This is a genomic window from Bacillus sp. FSL K6-1338, assembly GCF_038006965.1.
GTDB lineage: Bacteria > Bacillota > Bacilli > Bacillales > Bacillaceae_G > Bacillus_A > Bacillus_A thuringiensis_S.
In genome coordinates this window covers 4735631-4752365 of the sequence record NZ_JBBOWI010000001.1, presented here as the reverse complement: position 1 = coordinate 4752365, position 16735 = coordinate 4735631, and the positions used below count along the sequence as shown (strand labels likewise).

The window sequence follows — 16735 nt, the reverse complement described above, 5'->3', positions numbered from 1 at the left end:
ATTATCAACCTTCCTTTTCTATGCTATTTGAAAATGAGACGATATGAATAAAAGGAATAACTGTTTGTAACTGCTGTAGAAGAGGAGATAGGGCTTCTTCTCCTAAATCACGTTCAATAAAAACAAATACTTCATCGTAATCATGAGGTGAAATATTATAAAAGTAATTTGTAATAGTAGAATCTTCAGGACTTGGATATGAGAAATGATTATGAATGGCGTAGTTCACATCATTTGAAACAGGATGGATAGGGCTTCTTGTTGTAGATTGATATAAAATATTATCACCCATTTCAGCAGCAATTTTCATTGGGATATACATAAATTCACCCGTTCCGAGGCAGAGTGTTCGTTTTCCAATTCTTTCTCTTTTTAAAGTTTTTCCTGCTTCTTGAGCGAAAGAATGAATGTGCTGTTGTTCATATGCTGAAATGCCAAATCGCCCAGTATATTTTATATAATTTGATGTATAGGGTAATTTTGGGCAGGTAAGGGTATGTTTTTTGAAATCAGGTTTTGTTTCTTCAATTTGAATATCTGTTTTGGCAATATTCAATGGTTGGCCAGTTGTATGAATACTGCCTTCTAATAAAGAAATAACATGAATCTTAATTTGAAGTTCGTCTTCTAATTGTTTAAATTGTCTTCTATTAGTATGAGAACGCCAGTCTAATAAAGAAGCAATAATATATTCTTCTCGTGGGAATTTATTTTGAATCGATCTAATAATATTTAATGCTGTTTTTCCTGTTGTCATCTCATCATCTACGAGAACAATAGGATTGCTGTTTTGAAAAAAGCTTTCATCCACATAACAACGGTGCGATGTTGCATGAGAATGTTCTTCCTCAAATGTAATGACAGATTCTAGGTGGGGTATCGATTCCCTAGTTGTATGTACATACTTTGCATTTTGAAAGCATTGAAACATAGAATGACCAAGTGCTGTCGCTGTCTCAGCGAATCCGATGAACAAAACTTCTTCTTGCAGAGGATATTGATAACGAAATACTTCCTCTGGGATTTCATGAATTTCTAATGAAATGAGATTTAAAATTTCTTTTTGAAATGGATGAGAAGTATTATGTAGCATTTCCATATATCTTGCAGCGAGAGCAAATCCACTTGATAGAGAGACTGCAGGTTTAATAGGAAGATGCTTTCCAAGGATTGTACTCACAAATAAAAAACTACGTTTCTTATTTATTCTAGCAGCCATTTGAAAAAGATTGTCTAGCGCTAAGTTATATGGATTATCACGTACTTCTACATGAACTTTTATATTATTTAAAACGTTATACGTGTTGCTTTGCGTTTGTAATAAGGAGATCGGTGAATTGTTTGTTTTCATGTAGCACCCCATAAATATTAGATTTTAAAATGGTTTTGCGAGCCCAGCCATAATGCGGCTTTACTTCATTCATTTTGTTAGAAAAACTGCTTTTTAACACTCCATTATACGTATCTGCATTTTGTAAAATTGACCTCGCATCTAAATAATCTTCCATTGTGACAATGTGCATTGCCTGTACAACTTTAATATGAGATGGGTGAATAACTGTCTTTCCGATTAAGCCATTTGCATGGTCAAGTGATACCTCTTGAATGAGCCCTTCTTCATGATCATTAGAAAAATATTCCCATACACATCCTGAAATAATATATTCATTTGTTGCCCTTGAGAAAACGTTAATAATGTCTGAAATACAATCACGGACAACAGTAATATGATAGATAGGTGTGTATTTATTGCGCCGAATACTAAATATACTTGAAAAATCAGTAGCACCAATACGTACATTTAAGATGTAATCGTGATAAGAATCTAGTAAATCTTTTATTTGTAATAATGATTCTGCCCGTGTTTCCTTATACATAATTTCTGGTGATTCTAAAATCGGCATGCCATATAGCGATAATGAGTATAACTCGTTTATACATGCAAGCTGATCGATATAAGTCTTTCCGTTAATCGGTGTGAATTTTGGAAAGACAAAACCACATAAACAATGAACAGCACTACCTAATTCAGTAACAATTGTCTTCATTTGACTTGGCTGTCGAACTCTAATAAAAAGAAGTGGGATGTCTGCTTGATTTAGTATGTTGGCACTGACTAAGTTGGCTATTTGCTGTATTTGAACGACGATGTTTTGCTCTGCAAGTTTTACTTCTTCATCGCTGATAGCGTCCTCTAGACAAAGAATAATTGAGGTAGCATCCACATGTTTCTTTCTAATTATATCTTCCGCAATCGTTTCTTTCGTGCCAGGAGTATATAGTGTAGCGCCTAGTGCGTAAGCTAGTTGTTCTTTTCCTATATTTTTTGAAAAACTAAGAGGTTCTTTATAGAAAAAATTTTGCCGTTCTTCTGAGGAGAGATAAGAAAAGTAATTCAAATTGTCACCACCTTATTTGTAATGATTCTGTTTAATCGTAACATAATAAGAAAAATCTTCCATAAAATGAAGCGAGAAATTAAAAAAATATATTGAGAAAGATGAATTATAAGATGAATATCGAATATTGTTAATAGAAATATAATAGGGGGAAAGAGAAAGTGGATATACATAAGTTAACAGAGGAAGAAGCAAATGAGATAAATACGTGGGCGTACGAGGAACCATATAATTTATATAGTTTTTCAGGCGAGAAAGAAGTAATAAGAGAATTATTAGATGGAACTTATTATGGCTGTTGTAACGATCAAGAAGAGTTCATCGGCTATTTTTGTTTTGGAGAAAATGCACAAGTACCAGGTGGAAGAGATGCTAATTTATATGGTGGAGAAGATGTGATTGATATCGGACTTGGCATGAAGCCAGATTTAACAGGGAAGGGAATGGGAGAAATGTTTTTTCAAGCTGGAATAGCGTTTGCTGCTAAGGAATTTAATTCGAAGATGTTTCGATTAAGTGTAGCAACATTTAATACAAGAGCGATTACGTTATATAAAAATATCGGATTTAAGCAAGGGTCTATTTTTTTGAGTCGTGGAAGAGAATTTATGCTTATGGAATACGAAAGACCGTCAGCATGAAACTGACGGTCTAGAAAACATTATTATTCCGAGTGATCAGCTCGGTGCGCTAAACGGCTTGAGGCAGCGGCAGCAATTCCGCCAACGATATCGTCAAGGAACGTGTGCACTTTTCCAGTTGATTTATCATTTAAGTATTCTAAAATACCAGGTTTTAATTTATCGATATATCCAAAGTTCGTGAAACCGATAGATCCGTATACATTCACGATAGAAAGTGCGATAACTTCATCAATTCCGTATAAGCCTTCATCACGTTTTACGATATCTTGTAACGGCTCACTTAGCATTCCTTTTTCAGCAAGAACATCGAGTTCGATACCTGTAATCAGTGCGTTTTGTACTTCACGTTTTGATAGTACACGTTCTACATTATAACGGCATTCTGACATCTCTAAATTTGGATGATATTTTTTTTGAAGAAAATGAACAAGTTCAGCAATATCGTCAATTGTTACACCGCGTTCTTGTAATAGTTGTAATGCTCTTTCTTGTAGTTGATTTGATTCTTTCATGTTTATCACCTTTTTTTCTTTTTAGTATTTGTATACGTTTCGTTGCTTTATCATGTGCATAGGAATGAAAGGCGAGCACAAGCTCATATATATAAAGAAAAACCATAGGTGGCGACTGCGATGATTCAGCATATTTATGAGCATTATCACATGCATGTTAAAGAATTAATCCCCCTTGGCCCCTATAAAAGCTTTTGGATTCGCAACAAAATTTATGTACTTGTTCCAATTGGAGAAATGGAGGAAGAAGTACTTGTAGAGATGAAAAAGCTCAGTGATTATATGAACCAGCAAGGGGATATAACTGTAGCGACTTTCGTTCCGACTATACACGGCTACTATGTAAGTGAGATAGAAGAACAAAATTACTGCTTATTAAAAGGTATGCGCACGTTAGAACGACATGCTATGTCATTAGGAAGTGAGCTTTCTATATTCCATAAACGAGGTGCATTCTTTCCAGAAGAAATTGAGCAATTAAGCCGTATTGGTGAATGGAAAGCGTTATGGGAAAAAAGGCTCGATCAATTAGAAAAGTTTTGGCAATCACAAGTGATGAACCACCCTTCAGATGTATTCGATCAATTGTTTATTGAATCCTTCCCGTATTACTTAGGAGTTGCAGAAAATGCAATTCAATATGTTGTCGATACAGAAATGGATGATACGCCGCAACTAACGGATGCAGCAACAATTTGCCAAGAACGATTCACACCTTTATTATGGCATCAAACGAAGCGGCTCAAACTTCCTTTTGATTGGGTGTATGATCACCCAACTCGAGATATGGCAGAATTAATTCGCTATATGATGATAGAAAAAAAGAAAGACTGGGAGCAAACAATAATTCAATTTGTTACAGATTATGAACGTAATTATTCGCTATCCTCATTTGGCTGGCGCTTATTATTTGCAAGGCTCTTGTTCCCGCTGCACTATTTTGAAACGGTCGAACGATATTACCAAACTGGAAACGAAGAACAAAAAAGCATATATAGAGATCGCTTAGAAGCCATTTTACACGATGTGAACCGCTCAGAGCAATTTATGAAGCATTTTTATGGCTCACTTCGTTTACCAGTAGATAAGCTTGGGATTAGAAAATTAGATTGGCTATCTTAAACGTATAAAAAAGAGACCGCTGGAGGTCTCTTTTTTATACCACAATTTTATGTAATACATTATGCCCCTACCTGTTGATCTGTACATATATTTAAAACGAATTGATGTTTTTCGAGTTTTTCATTTACTTTACCCAATAATTCTTGCTGGATTTCTTTAAATAAAAATTGATAGCTTGTATTCCATGTTGGTATAACGGATGAAAGGCCTAATAAATACTCTTTTTTCTTTTCTAGTTCTTGAATTGTTAAAAAAGTGTTCCCCATTTTTGGCATGTGTCATCCCCCTATGTTTTCTTACTGTATATGTGTGAACGATTCACTATATAGTATTAATTATCGCATTTTTTGAGAAGGATTTCCAATTTTGTTTTATGATGTTAACGGATAAATGTGATTTGAATAAAAAAAGGAGACCAAATTTGGTCTCCTTTTAGAAGGCGATTCTGAACGAGCCGCTTCCGCTTTTAATTATCCAGCTCCAGCGGCTAAAATGTTCGGTGGCTTCGCTTCTTCCGCCGAGGCAAAAAGCGCCTCTATGTCAGAAGCTCCATCCTCCTCACATTTTGAACGAGCCGCTTCTGCTTTTAATTATCCAGCTCCAGCGGCTAGAACAGTCGGCCATTTCGCGCCTTCCTGTGAGGCAAAAAGCGCCTCTTCGTCAGGAGCTCCAATGACCTCCTGTTCTGAACGAGCCGATTCCGCTTTTAGATTAAAATACTTGTTCTACTTCGATAACGCCTGGTACTTCTTCAAGTAACGCGCGCTCGATACCAGCTTTTAGTGTGATTGTAGAACTTGGGCAGCTTCCGCATGCACCCATAAGGCGTAGTTTTACGATACCTTCTTCAATGTCTACTAATTCAACGTCTCCGCCATCGCGAAGTAAGAATGGACGTAATTTATCTAATACTTCTAATACTTGTTCTTGCATATGTGGGTTTTCCATTTTTATCGACTCCTTTCATCAGTTTTATTATAATCAAGATAGAGGGGAAAATCTATTTTTTCTCTTCTTGTTTTATTGTCGAAATATTGTATCGTGTTTTTTCAGTATAGGGGTATGGAATAAGTTTGTAAAATGATGTGCTTATGTAATAAGACATCTGAATATACTGTTGGAACAAGAAGTGGGGGAGAAGAAATGGTTAATGTGCAAGTGTATGGGACGAAAGTAATTTGTGCGAGCTGCGTCGGAATGCCATCTTCAACAGAAACGTTTGAATGGTTACAAGCGGCAATTGGTCGTAAATATGAAGGACAAGAAAATAAATTTAATTTCGAGTATATCGATTTCCAAGAAGAACAAGAAGATGCAGATAAAAAAGCATTCGCAGAGCGCGTAGTGGAAGAAGATTTATTTTATCCGGTCGTTCTTGTAAATGGAGAAATTGTTGGAGAAGGAAATCCTCGTTTGAAGGATGTTTACGAAGAAATCGAGAAATATTTATAAAACAAGAAGTCTTTGCGAATTTGCAAAGGCTTTTTTTATTGGAGGGATAGATGTGAAAAATGGAGTGAAGCATGCGTTACCAACGGAAGTACAACAGTTAATGGAGCGGTACACAGTAGAATTAAAAGAAATTTTTTTAGATGAAAAAATAGTCGGGGTATATATTTACGGATCCATCGCACTAGGTGCATTTCATAAGGAAACGAGCGATGTTGATTTTGTTACAGTGATAAGTGATTCCGTGAATGAAGCTGAAAAACAGCAGCTTGTGGAACTACATAAGAAACTTAGTGATAATACGCTAGGTAAAAGAATGGACGGTATGTATATTCCGCTTGTTGATTTAGGGAAATACAATGATGAAATAAACGAGTATGTGTATTGTGCAGATGGTAAAGCTAATGTTGGTCATTGGGACATTAATGCGGTCACATGGTGGACGTTGAAAAATCAAGGCATTACAGTTACCGGAAAAGAAGCAGAAGATCTTCCGTTGCAAATACAATGGAATGATGTAGTAAATACGATGAAATATAACGTAGAACAGTACTGGAGTGAAAAGGCGAAACAACCATATTTATTCTTTGTAGAAGAGTGGGTAGAATCAGCTGTCGTTACGATGGGACGTATTTTATATACACTAGATTATAAAACAATCGTTTCAAAAGATAGAGGATTGCAATACTTGTTAGAAAGTTCAGCGGAAGAATGGGAGCTTTTATTAAAAGAAGTAGAGCGAATACGGCACAATCCAAAAGAAAAGCGAATGCTCTCAAGGTGGAGAAGGGCAGATATGACGAAGAGGTACTTACTGCATTTAATTGAGACGTGTAGAGAGAAATGGTAGTAGCTTTTTATTTTGCATAATTTCATTTGCAAAAATGTCCTATATAGTTGAGGTAGGACTTATAATAAGTCCTATTTTTTGAAAAATTAAAAATAGATTAACGAAATGTGGAATTAAAGTTATGAAATAACAAATTGTAACCCCCTGTTTTTATTTAACAAATCTAAAAATTAAATCATCCCCTAAACACCTTACTTCCTTGCGAATAATGAGTTACTATTAATATATCTATATAATACATTTAGTATTGAACAAGACAGAAGGAGACATGTTATGGGATTTTTAGAAGTCGTAGGGAGTTTGTTATTTTTTGCATCACTTGTTTTATTAGTAATTTCATTAGTAAGTAAAATTAGAAAAAAACCAGCAAAAATATGGATAAAAAGAGCTATTATTTCATTTGTATTAGCAATGGTAGTATTAGGATTTAATGTCTCATTTTTAGGTGGAATAGCGGTAATATTTTTCTTTATGGGCTTATATGGTTTAGCTAAAATCATTCAACTATTGGTTAAAAAGAAAGATGGTAAAAAGAAATTTGCTATTCTTATGGTCATAGGATTTGTAGGATACTCTATTTTTGATAGTTCTTTTTTATTAAATGCAACTTACAATAAGCCTGCTGAAAAAGTTGCAAATGCAAAACAAGAAGAAAAGAAAGAAGAAAAGAAAGAAAAGGTTACATACAAGAAATATGGTATCGAAGAAATAAAATCGATGTTTACAGTCGGAATGACTAAAGAAGATTTTTCTAATAAAAAAGAAGAAGCAAGTCTTAATAATCGCTCCTTTGAAGATTACGAAGGATATTCTGTATACACTTTCAATTCCTCTGAAGGTAAAATAGCGGCTGTTGTTTTAAATAAGACTGCTGTTACAAAGATTGAAGTTTTTGATAATGAGGATTCTATTGCAAACTTTATTAAAGAGGAAGAAGTTAGAATTAAAGAAGAGCAAAGGATTATTAAAGAAAAAGAGCAGGAAGAGTTAAAGAAAAAACTTGAAGAATCATACAATAATAGTAAACAAAAACTAGAAGGATCTGGAGATTCTGTTACAAGTAAAATTAATTTGAATTCAGGTTTAGCATTCTTTGAGTTTACCAATCAAGGTTCAAGAAACTTCATCGTTCATCTAAAAGATTCTTCGGGTACAGCTACTCAATTATTAGTAAATACTATTGGGAGCTATAAAGGAACAGTCCAAACAACGGTTCCTTCATCTGGAGAGTACTATTTAGAAGTGAAATCAAGTGGAGGTTGGAGTAGCTCGGTAACCCAAAAGGCTTCTCCAAATACAGAAAAAGCACCAGGCACAGTTAGCGGTCATGGGGACGATGTGGTATTTATCGAAGTACCAAGTGGTAACCACATAATTAAACTTAAACATACGGGCTTAAGAAACTTTATTATTAAAGTGAATGATAAAAACTTGCTTGTTAACAAAATTGGAAGTTATGAGGGCTCAGCTTCTCAAGTATTCCAAGACACAGGAATGTATAGCTTTGGTGTTAAAGCTGACGGAGATTGGAGCATTACAATAGAATAAAAAAAGCGGTCATAGGGATATGACCGCTTTTTTTATTTGAATGAGATTATAATCAATACAATTTATAGAAGTAATAAAGCATCGGAATTTCATTTGAAATTTCACCTTAAAAAAATCGTTTACTGTTATTTCATGTTGTTACATACCGTAAAAGTACTTTACAAGGAATGAGAATTCGACAGATAATATAAAAAAATATGTAGGCGGGGAAGCGGATGAGTAAATATAAATTACATATAGATAAAGAACAACTATGGAAAGGCTGCGTTTTAAATTCGATTGCCCATGCAATTAATGTAGCGCATTGTCCAGATTTCTCACATGAAAGTTCATGGGATGGATTTAACTATAGTATGCAAAATACTCAAGGCGGACAAGGGACAATTACGTTTCATCCGAATTACACGATCGTATGTCTTCAAGATGTGAATAGCGAGAGAATTGATGAGTGGATTGATGCGAAAGATTATTTTGAAGGGGCACCTTCGGAAGTAATAGATATTGCGAAAGAAGAAGCACTTCAATACGTATTAGAAGAAGTAGAAGGCGAAACAGTTCCTTTTATTACAACTGCATTTTGGATTGAGGATAGCGGTGCGTATTCAATTGATTCATTTGAAGAGATGGAAGAGCACGGCGGATTCTTATTAGAAATTCCATTACTTGATACAGAATCAGCAATGGAAAGACTGGAAGAAGAGTATGAACTGACAGAGGAACAAATAGAGCTTTTACAACTCGTGTATGAGAGAAAAATCAAAAATCCAAACGAGAAAATTATGTTGTCTAAAGAAGAAGTAGCGATGATTGGAACGGAAGATAGTGAAGGATTGGAAGTTAGTAAGGAGTCATTTGAAGAAATGATTATTACTTGGGAGTTGTAGGGGAGGATAACATGTTTCCGATTGGTGATCAGCCCAAGATTATGAAAGACTTAGCAAGTATAGCTGGTGATTTAGAAGAAGTAGCGATTGAGGGGAAAACAAAAAATATAGAACGACTAGCATCTTTGCAAGTTAAAAAGTTATGGGTGTTCACAGTAAATCAAAAGCAGTTTGATCATATTCTTACGTATGTTTGTCCCGATATATTATACGTTTACGAAATGAGGGTCGAGGATTTAAGTAGCCTTCAGAAATTGTCTAATTTACAACAGTTGTATATGTGCTGGAATACAAAAGCGAAGACGTTATGGGATATTGATTATAATAAAAAGCTCAAATCCTTACTAATTGATGATTTTTCTAAGTTAGAAGATTTAAGTGCTTTAAGTGCTTTAAGTAAGTGCACACAACTCAATACTTTCTATATGGGTGGTGGGATAAATACAGCGATGAAAGTACAAACTTTAAAACCACTCGCTGAATTACAGCAGTTGCAAAAGCTTACTTTGATGAATTTAAAGGTTAAAGATGATTCATTAGAACCGTTAATGCAATTGAAAAATTTAAAAGAGTTAAGCATATCTAATCAATTTAAGGTGGAAGAGTATGCAAAACTTTCTGTAGCATTGCCATATACGGTATGCGAGTCTTTTAAACCTTACGTATATATGAACGATGCAATAGATGGGAAAAATATAATGGTGACTGGGAGAAGAAGGCCAGTCCTTAATTCAAAAACGGATACTGTGAAGATGCAAAAATATGAAGAACAATTTAAAAAGTTACAAAAGGAATATAAAGCACTAGTAGAAAGCAAAATGTGAAATCATATTGCACTTTCTACTAGTTTTTTTATATACATATCAATTTCATGAAAGAATACGAGCTCTTTTTCCTCGGTATTCAGATGCACGGAGCAATGTAAATATTGCTGTAAATAGCGATTAGCTTGTTCGTACTGTTTTAATTTGGAGAAAGAAAAACAAGTAAGAAGCAGAAACGCTTTTTCTCGTAATATTGAAACGACAGCTAGTACCGGAGTAATGGAATGTATATTCATTTCCACTAGATTTTCATAAGACGCTCACGTTTGAAACCAGTCGAAAATAGTAGAAAGGTAATTCGGAATAGCGATAGTTTCATGTGAAACATTATGCAATAACTGGTTCTGTTTGATATGCATAGGCTCTATTCTCGTTTGTAGAATGCAATCGAATATTGAAATGTTTTCTTTTAATTGTAATTGGTCCGTAATAAGCTGCGGGAGACCGATAGGGTGGACTCCTATATTTATATAGAATTCATCTCCAAACTGGCTTTTTTGTATGTTAATGAGCTTATAAAATCCGTTTTCAGCTTTGAAAAATGTATGTCTTTTTTTCTTAAAGCCGAGTGGTTTTAAAGTGGCGTGTAAATTTGTAATGAAATCTTGATCCTTTTTAGAGCGAGACTTATTCCTCGTCATATTCATACGTAGTTAAGTTTTGTAAGAAACTTTCAAAGTTAGGTGCTAATTCAATAATTTCCTCAAACTCATTATCGATAAATATAACTGGAGGATTTTCAGCTACATTTCGATAGTCTAATGCAATCCATGTATGTCCATCACCAGATAAAAGTACGATATTATCAGGCATTTCCCATTCTCGAATTAAATAGCGACTCTCTAAAATACTAGATTCATTTTCATCAAAAGAAATACCATATAAACCAGATACATTAACGTGATCGTCTGCCCAAGAATTTGGCTTTGAAGTAGGGTGAGTATCAAGACGAAGAGTTCCCCCATTTTGTTCTTTTAGAAGGTTTATGTATGATTCTGGAAGCTTTACGTTCAGTACCTCTTCTGCTTTTTTGATTAGTTCGTCGTTAATGGGTGCTAGTTTTAAATAGTCATCTTCTGCCCAAATTGTACTCTTCATATTCGGTCACCTCAAATAATAGTTTTAAGAATCTTATGTCATATATTATAGTTAGTTTAGATAACGCGCAATAGAGGGAGAAAATAATGAAAAAGTTTCAAATCGAACTAAATAAACTGCCAACAGAAAATGTCGGAGAAATAGTACTTAGTATAGATGAGAGTATTGTATTTCAAGAAAAGACGGACATAATAGACCCGATTTGTCAGTTGTTTGATGCTTGTATCGAGGTTTTTAAATATGATGACGCTACAATTTTCTTAAATGAATATGAAAAAAAGATGGAATTTAAGAAGAAAGATGGGGAGTTTCTCATTATTAATCAGAGAGGCAAGAAGTTAGCTAGTGTTGATAGCGAGCAATTTTTACGAGTACTCTTTTCGTTTCTTAAAAAGGAGATAGGGCAGATTTACATGAGTGGAGTTGATTCTTTTCGAATCAAAGATGCTTACCATAGAATGTTAGGAATTGATCCATTTGTTCCTAAACTTGTAAATGGAAATGATGAAATTATGTATCGAACTTATCATTCTACAAGTGACAAGTATGAATTAAAATGGAAGTATTTAAAAGGGAGAGAGGTTGACCCGATATTTACTCCGGTACTATCTCATGATAAGAAGAGTATCTTTTATGTAGAGGGAAATAACCACAGAATTCGTAAACTCGATAGTGAAACGAAAGAAGAAATTTGGCAGTGCCATATTCCAATAGTAGAAGATTGTAATTGCATAACTGTGAATGGTGTCACAATTATTTGGCATGCGAATCGATTTGGAGAAAGTATGGCGAAATTGTACGCTATTTCATCAAGTTGTGGGGAGCTTCTATGGGATTTAGAAATAGAAGGGCATATTATACAAGATGTAAAAACTACGGGAGAAGAGTTACCACGTTTACTAGTTATTACACAAGAAGGCTACAATGTTTTATTAGAGCTTGAAAGTGGAGTGAAATTATGGGAAAAGAATGTCCGAGTTGGGGGAGAAATGGCGCAGTGTCATCTTGGCTCAGATTACTATGTGTTAGCAGGAAATTCTTTTGATGAAGATGGGGAAGCTGATGTATATAGTAACGTTGCAATTGCCATTCAATTATTAGACGCTTCTACACTATGGAAACAAATGATGGAAGATTGTAATCCAAATGAACCAGTTACTTTAACTAATGAACATTTTATATGTGTAGCAATAGATTCATTACAAAAGTGGGAATATGGAAAAGAAGGTTGTAACTTAATTTTTGAAAAAGCCTTTGATGAGGTACAGTACTCTTACATTGCATCAATGGAATCAAAAATACTATTAACAAGAACTGAGTATGAATATGAAGATGTAAGTAGACAAATACAATGTTATGACCATAAGAGCGGTCAAAAATTATATGAAGTAAATATGCCTTTTGAAATTGAATTACCTCCATTTCTTACTGGAGAGATGATGGTATTGTCCTTAGGAGAAGGCAGAATTTGCGGTATTAATATTCAAACAGGTAAAGTGATTTGGAACAATACGACTCTACATGATGTTACAAAGGTTCTGTTATATAAAGATGGAGAAATTTACATTGCTACTTCAAATTTAGAATTAATCATACTTGATGCTGAATGTGGCGAAGTGAAAGATATAATTAAACTCCCTAAAAATGTTGTTGTAATAGATTTTATTGTATCAATTGAGGAAGTTAATAATGGACTATTCATTAGTTGTGTAAGTGGAAATATGTTTGAAATAGTAGAAGGCTAATTTGTGAGTTTTCTTAAGTCGAGATGTTTGTTTTAAAATAGTAGTATATATTCACTAAAAAAGATGTATAAAAATGATTTTGATGCATCCTTTTTAGTGAATATATAAAATAATTAACTTGGTGTATTAAAGGTATGATACATGATTATTTTAATATATTTAAAAGTAAAATGAAATAAGAAACAGATAATTGTCGGAATATATTCGATTTCCGTTCATTTTTATGAAATATGTGTACTTTTTGTTAGATTCCTTTATTTTGTACATATACAATAAATGTATATAGAAATAAGAAAAGGATGATGTACGTGAAGGACACTGTTTTACAAGAAACAATTTCTCAGCAAGAATTACATAAAGTTGTTCAAAAAAATACAGCTTATTATGATTTTAAGTGGGGTAAAGTAGAAAATCCTGCGCAAGGGAATACATGGAATTGGGTAGCCTTTTTCTTCCCAACTTTTTGGTTAGCTTATCGTAAAATGTATAAGTTATTTATTATATTTGCGTTATTGGCTATACCTAGTATAGTTATACCCCCTTTTATAGATATTCCAGATGGGATTTATGTAACATTTAGTTTAGCTCTTCAATTAGGAATGATGATATTTACTGGATGGCAAGGAAACCGTTTATATTATAAGCATGCTGTTCGTGTTTTTCGTAAGGGAGAAGATGCGTCTGATCATGAGAAGGCGTATTTCTTACAATCAAAGGGCGGCGTTAGTGTAGCTGGTATGATTGGTTTACAGATTATAGTCGGGATTGTGTTTGGTTTAGTTGCGTTAGGGCTGTCCTTTTTACCAACTGAGCCGAATATTAAAAACGTTGTTCGTTCAAGTGATGAAGGGGTTACTTTAGAGATTATGACTGATAATCCAACTTGGAAGTTTGTGAAGAAAGAAAAAGAGTATGACGTAGTAGAGTTTACTGGTTATGATTATACAGAGAAGAAAAATGTGAAAATTAAATTTGCTGTTTATTTTGATGAAGATTATTTCGAGTGGCAAGAGGTATATGAAAATAATAAGAAGTTAAGTGAAGAAGAAGTAGAAGAATATCAAATTTATATTGAAGAAAATAATTGGGGTTTCTAGAGGGAACTCGTTCATTTTGAAAAGAAGAATCTTGTGAAGATTCTTCTTTTGTTTATTAGGGGAGAGAGAAATGATTTCAGCATTAATAGAAGCTCTAATAGGATCTATTAGTTTAAGTACGGGTTTACACACGAAAAAGATTGATGCTAACATACTTTACTTGCAGCAGTATGAGTGGTTTCGAATGATGTATGAAGACGAGAAGTATCGAAAGTTATTTATTACGAACTACAAAGTTCGCTCATATTTACAAAGTAAGCTGAGAGTTCGATTGCTGGTAAAAAATAAAAATGCACAACGAAGATTTTTAAAATTAGTAGAAGAGCAAATGGAAAAAAGGCATACGAATTGAAATTTTGTAAAATACAATAAAAAATGAGAATTTGAGGTAGGGTTGTCAATAACGTGAGACTATGGCACTATAAAGAAATGCTATACAAATTTTATTTATCGAGATGTAAACATCAATTTTGATTTTTACGTATAAATAATGAACGGAGGAAATGAATTTATGGCTACTTTACCAAATTGTCCAAAATGTAATTCAGAATATACGTATGAGGATGGCGTTCTTTTCGTATGTCCAGAATGTGCTCATGAGTGGGGCCAAGACGCAGAAGCTGAAAATAATGATGGTGCAAAAGTTGTAAAAGATGCGAACGGAAACGTTCTTCAAGATGGCGACGCTGTTACTGTTATTAAAGATTTAAAAGTAAAAGGAACTTCTTCAGTTGTGAAGATCGGTACGAAAGTAAAGAGTATCCGTCTAGTTGATGGCGATCACGATATCGATTGTAAAATCGACGGTTTCGGAGCTATGAAGTTAAAATCACAGTTCGTTAAGAAGGCGTAAGACAATAAAAAGAGGGGGCGAATAGCCTCCTCTTTTTATTATGTCACTTTTTGTCGGTAAATCGATATTTCGTGCAAAATCGTTGATATATTCTAAGTTATGATAGATATATTTGAAAAATCGTTGATATATTGCAAGTTATGATAGATATATTGAAAAAATCGTTGATATAATTTCACTCACCGAGAACAGGGCATCATTTACTGAGCGAAAGTTACGATTCACTTCGCATCATAGTCAACCTCTTTCAACTGACATCGCTTATTAAAGAACGTTTTATATCCAAGCTGTAAAAAGATAATGACAGCGAAAGCGGTACTTCCTGAAATACCGAGTATGATAGCGATTTGATATTGAATGGCTGTGAATGGTGATACACCGGATAATATTTGACCAGTCATCATGCCTGGTAAGCTTATAATTCCCATTCCGACCATAGAATTAATTGTTGGTAAAATAGCAGAATCAAAAGCGTCTCGAATGAGCGGAGCAGCTGCTTCTTTCGGTGTTGCGCCGAGCATAAGTGCACCTTCAATTTGACCTCTTTGCGATTTCATATTGTTTAAGAACGTATTTGCGCCGAGAGAAACACCAGTCATGGCATTACCGACTAACATTCCCGTAATAGGGACGATATATTGCGGAGCATACCAGGGGTCATGACCGATAATAACAAAGATAAATAGTAGAAGTGGCCCAATTGATCCAGCGACCATGGAAAGGGCGGCTACTCGTTTTAATTCTTTAGACATTGGGATATTAACTCGTTTATAAATATTAAAAATTGCAAAGGTAGTAATAGAAGTAATGAGAGCAATTGTATAAAATGGATTACTGTTTTCAAATACGTATGTAAGGACATATGCAACAAGTACGAGCTGAATCGTCATACGGAATGTTGCGAGCGCGATTTGTTTTTCACGAGGTATTCCTTTTAATTTTACAAGTCCAATTAAGATAAGGATAAAAATATAGGCAGCCGCCAGTTGCCAAATTTGGAGTTCAATAACGCCCTTCAATAGAGAGCACTTCCTTTCTAGTTGCACCGTTTGTTTTACTAATTTCAATAATGTCGTCTGCAATTTCTTTTGGAAGTTGTTGCGAGTGTGTGATGAAGATAACTGTTTTTTTCTTTTTTCGTGCTAGTTCAGTAAATTGTTTCATAACGCGGCGTTCTGTATCATTGTCTAGTGCTGAAGTGGGTTCATCTAATAAATAGACAGGCGGATCCATAAGTACAATACGAGCAAAGGCAAGTCTTTGTTTTTCACCGCCGGATAATGAGGAGGCGCTATCTTCTAATTGCTTGTCTAAGCTAACGGTTTGTAATGCACTCCGCAGGGCATCATCATTTGGAAATGGTTTTTCAGAAAGACGAAGTCCCGTTAATAGGTTTTCTTTAACGGTTCCATCAAAAATAGGTGGAGTTTGCCCAAGCATAACTACGTCACGACGTAATTGAATAGGCGGATAATCAGAAATTAACTTTCCGTTATATTCAATTGTACCGGATGTTGGAGATTGTAAATCGTTTAACATGCGAAGCAATGTGCTTTTTCCACTTCCACTTTCACCGATAATGCAAGTGATTTTTTCATTTTGAATCTGTAAATAAGGAATGTGTAGGATATCTTTATATATAACGTCTTTTAATATAAACATAAATCGCTCCTTTCTGATTCTATTTATATCGTATCAAAAAAGGGAGGA

The 16735-nt window shown here is 34.3% G+C and carries 19 protein-coding genes and 1 pseudogene; 11 read left to right on the top strand and 9 right to left on the bottom strand.

What is annotated here, in order from left to right:
• Positions 1–4: 4 nt before the first annotated feature.
• Entirely contained in the window at positions 5–1351 is a 1347-nt protein-coding gene (locus tag NZ044_RS24545; RefSeq protein WP_098506260.1) for a phosphoribosyltransferase family protein, read from the bottom strand.
• Positions 1296–2399, bottom strand: coding sequence for an HpcH/HpaI aldolase/citrate lyase family protein (locus NZ044_RS24540; protein ID WP_001106085.1), 1104 nt, complete (start codon positions 2397–2399; stop codon positions 1296–1298). Before NZ044_RS24540 ends, NZ044_RS24545 begins: the two co-directional genes overlap by 56 nt.
• Before the next feature lie 161 nt (positions 2400–2560).
• Here NZ044_RS24540 and NZ044_RS24535 point away from each other — a divergent pair, with 161 nt between their 5' ends.
• Positions 2561–3040, top strand: coding sequence for a GNAT family N-acetyltransferase (locus NZ044_RS24535; RefSeq protein WP_000351144.1), 480 nt, complete (start codon positions 2561–2563; stop codon positions 3038–3040).
• 23 nt (positions 3041–3063) lie between these two features.
• Here the strand turns inward: NZ044_RS24535 and NZ044_RS24530 are convergent, their stop codons facing one another.
• Complete coding sequence (locus NZ044_RS24530; RefSeq protein ID WP_000665102.1) at positions 3064–3555, bottom strand: phosphatidylglycerophosphatase A family protein; 492 nt, start codon at positions 3553–3555, stop codon at positions 3064–3066.
• A gap of 120 nt (positions 3556–3675) precedes the next feature.
• Between NZ044_RS24530 and yutH the strand changes: the two genes are divergently transcribed.
• Positions 3676–4677: a spore coat putative kinase YutH gene (gene yutH / locus NZ044_RS24525; protein WP_000614219.1), complete on the top strand. Its 1002-nt coding sequence runs from the start codon at positions 3676–3678 to the stop codon at positions 4675–4677.
• Positions 4678–4736: 59 nt separating this feature from the next.
• On the opposite strand, the gene NZ044_RS24520 is transcribed toward yutH, so the two are convergent.
• Both NZ044_RS24520 and NZ044_RS24515 read right to left on the bottom strand, forming a co-directional pair.
• Positions 4737–4952: a hypothetical protein gene (locus tag NZ044_RS24520; RefSeq protein WP_001125497.1), complete on the bottom strand. Its 216-nt coding sequence runs from the start codon at positions 4950–4952 to the stop codon at positions 4737–4739.
• 436 nt (positions 4953–5388) lie between these two features.
• Positions 5389–5625: a NifU family protein gene (locus tag NZ044_RS24515; protein WP_000431159.1), complete on the bottom strand. Its 237-nt coding sequence runs from the start codon at positions 5623–5625 to the stop codon at positions 5389–5391.
• A 195-nt stretch (positions 5626–5820) separates the two neighbouring features.
• On the opposite strand from NZ044_RS24515, the gene NZ044_RS24510 reads away from it, so the two are divergent.
• From NZ044_RS24510 to NZ044_RS24490, 5 genes are all read left to right on the top strand, one after another.
• The gene (locus NZ044_RS24510) at positions 5821–6129 is read left to right on the top strand and encodes a YuzD family protein (RefSeq protein WP_000248588.1); all 309 of its coding nucleotides are present in this window, start codon (positions 5821–5823) and stop codon (positions 6127–6129) included.
• Positions 6130–6181: 52 nt separating this feature from the next.
• On the top strand, positions 6182–6976 hold the full coding sequence (locus NZ044_RS24505) for a nucleotidyltransferase domain-containing protein (RefSeq protein ID WP_002162985.1): 795 nt from the start codon (positions 6182–6184) through the stop codon (positions 6974–6976).
• A 273-nt stretch (positions 6977–7249) separates the two neighbouring features.
• The gene (locus NZ044_RS24500; RefSeq protein ID WP_340950017.1) at positions 7250–8524 is read left to right on the top strand and encodes a tripartite tricarboxylate transporter TctB family protein; all 1275 of its coding nucleotides are present in this window, start codon (positions 7250–7252) and stop codon (positions 8522–8524) included.
• 215 nt (positions 8525–8739) lie between these two features.
• A complete protein-coding gene (locus NZ044_RS24495) occupies positions 8740–9408 on the top strand; it encodes a hypothetical protein (RefSeq protein WP_098506257.1) in 669 nt (222 codons plus the stop codon).
• An 11-nt stretch (positions 9409–9419) separates the two neighbouring features.
• Entirely contained in the window at positions 9420–10232 is an 813-nt protein-coding gene (locus NZ044_RS24490) for an internalin (RefSeq protein WP_098506254.1), read from the top strand.
• A 2-nt stretch (positions 10233–10234) separates the two neighbouring features.
• Here NZ044_RS24490 and NZ044_RS24485 read toward each other — a convergent pair.
• Both NZ044_RS24485 and NZ044_RS24480 read right to left on the bottom strand, forming a co-directional pair.
• Positions 10235–10873: pseudogene (locus NZ044_RS24485) on the bottom strand (DUF4304 domain-containing protein).
• On the bottom strand, positions 10860–11330 hold the full coding sequence (locus tag NZ044_RS24480; protein ID WP_000843111.1) for an SMI1/KNR4 family protein: 471 nt from the start codon (positions 11328–11330) through the stop codon (positions 10860–10862). The pseudogene NZ044_RS24485 and the gene NZ044_RS24480 overlap by 14 nt, the downstream one beginning before the upstream one ends.
• Positions 11331–11416: 86 nt before the next feature.
• On the opposite strand from NZ044_RS24480, the gene NZ044_RS24475 reads away from it, so the two are divergent.
• From NZ044_RS24475 to phnA, 4 genes are all read left to right on the top strand, one after another.
• On the top strand, positions 11417–13075 hold the full coding sequence (locus NZ044_RS24475; protein WP_044783126.1) for an outer membrane protein assembly factor BamB family protein: 1659 nt from the start codon (positions 11417–11419) through the stop codon (positions 13073–13075).
• Positions 13076–13374: 299 nt separating this feature from the next.
• Complete coding sequence (locus NZ044_RS24470; RefSeq protein WP_118961879.1) at positions 13375–14172, top strand: DUF2628 domain-containing protein; 798 nt, start codon at positions 13375–13377, stop codon at positions 14170–14172.
• Positions 14173–14242: 70 nt separating this feature from the next.
• Positions 14243–14524 carry a hypothetical protein gene (locus NZ044_RS24465; RefSeq protein WP_000622255.1) on the top strand — a complete coding sequence of 94 codons (282 nt, stop codon included), beginning with the start codon at positions 14243–14245 and terminating at the stop codon, positions 14522–14524.
• A 159-nt stretch (positions 14525–14683) separates the two neighbouring features.
• Positions 14684–15025: an alkylphosphonate utilization operon protein PhnA gene (gene phnA, locus NZ044_RS24460; RefSeq protein ID WP_000212735.1), complete on the top strand. Its 342-nt coding sequence runs from the start codon at positions 14684–14686 to the stop codon at positions 15023–15025.
• Between the two features lie 221 nt (positions 15026–15246).
• On the opposite strand, the gene NZ044_RS24455 is transcribed toward phnA, so the two are convergent.
• Both NZ044_RS24455 and NZ044_RS24450 read right to left on the bottom strand, forming a co-directional pair.
• Positions 15247–16044, bottom strand: coding sequence for an ABC transporter permease (locus NZ044_RS24455; RefSeq protein WP_000679259.1), 798 nt, complete (start codon positions 16042–16044; stop codon positions 15247–15249).
• Positions 16028–16687, bottom strand: coding sequence for an ABC transporter ATP-binding protein (locus tag NZ044_RS24450; protein ID WP_000470267.1), 660 nt, complete (start codon positions 16685–16687; stop codon positions 16028–16030). Before NZ044_RS24450 ends, NZ044_RS24455 begins: the two co-directional genes overlap by 17 nt.
• Positions 16688–16735 lie beyond the last annotated feature (48 nt).

Bases quoted from the DNA above. Each gene is read 5' to 3' on its own strand.
- NZ044_RS24545 (WP_098506260.1), bottom strand. From the start codon at position 1,351: ATGAAAACAAACAATTCACCGATCTCCTTATTACAAACGCAAAGCAAC.
- NZ044_RS24530 (WP_000665102.1), bottom strand. From the start codon at position 3,555: ATGAAAGAATCAAATCAACTACAAGAAAGAGCATTACAACTATTACAA.
- yutH (WP_000614219.1), top strand. From the start codon at position 3,676: ATGATTCAGCATATTTATGAGCATTATCACATGCATGTTAAAGAATTA.
- NZ044_RS24520 (WP_001125497.1), bottom strand. From the start codon at position 4,952: ATGCCAAAAATGGGGAACACTTTTTTAACAATTCAAGAACTAGAAAAG.
- NZ044_RS24515 (WP_000431159.1), bottom strand. From the start codon at position 5,625: ATGGAAAACCCACATATGCAAGAACAAGTATTAGAAGTATTAGATAAA.
- NZ044_RS24510 (WP_000248588.1), top strand. From the start codon at position 5,821: ATGGTTAATGTGCAAGTGTATGGGACGAAAGTAATTTGTGCGAGCTGC.
- NZ044_RS24500 (WP_340950017.1), top strand. From the start codon at position 7,250: ATGGGATTTTTAGAAGTCGTAGGGAGTTTGTTATTTTTTGCATCACTT.
- NZ044_RS24495 (WP_098506257.1), top strand. From the start codon at position 8,740: ATGAGTAAATATAAATTACATATAGATAAAGAACAACTATGGAAAGGC.
- NZ044_RS24490 (WP_098506254.1), top strand. From the start codon at position 9,420: ATGTTTCCGATTGGTGATCAGCCCAAGATTATGAAAGACTTAGCAAGT.
- NZ044_RS24480 (WP_000843111.1), bottom strand. From the start codon at position 11,330: ATGAAGAGTACAATTTGGGCAGAAGATGACTATTTAAAACTAGCACCC.
- NZ044_RS24475 (WP_044783126.1), top strand. From the start codon at position 11,417: ATGAAAAAGTTTCAAATCGAACTAAATAAACTGCCAACAGAAAATGTC.
- NZ044_RS24470 (WP_118961879.1), top strand. From the start codon at position 13,375: ATGATGTACGTGAAGGACACTGTTTTACAAGAAACAATTTCTCAGCAA.
- NZ044_RS24465 (WP_000622255.1), top strand. From the start codon at position 14,243: ATGATTTCAGCATTAATAGAAGCTCTAATAGGATCTATTAGTTTAAGT.
- phnA (WP_000212735.1), top strand. From the start codon at position 14,684: ATGGCTACTTTACCAAATTGTCCAAAATGTAATTCAGAATATACGTAT.
- NZ044_RS24450 (WP_000470267.1), bottom strand. From the start codon at position 16,687: ATGTTTATATTAAAAGACGTTATATATAAAGATATCCTACACATTCCT.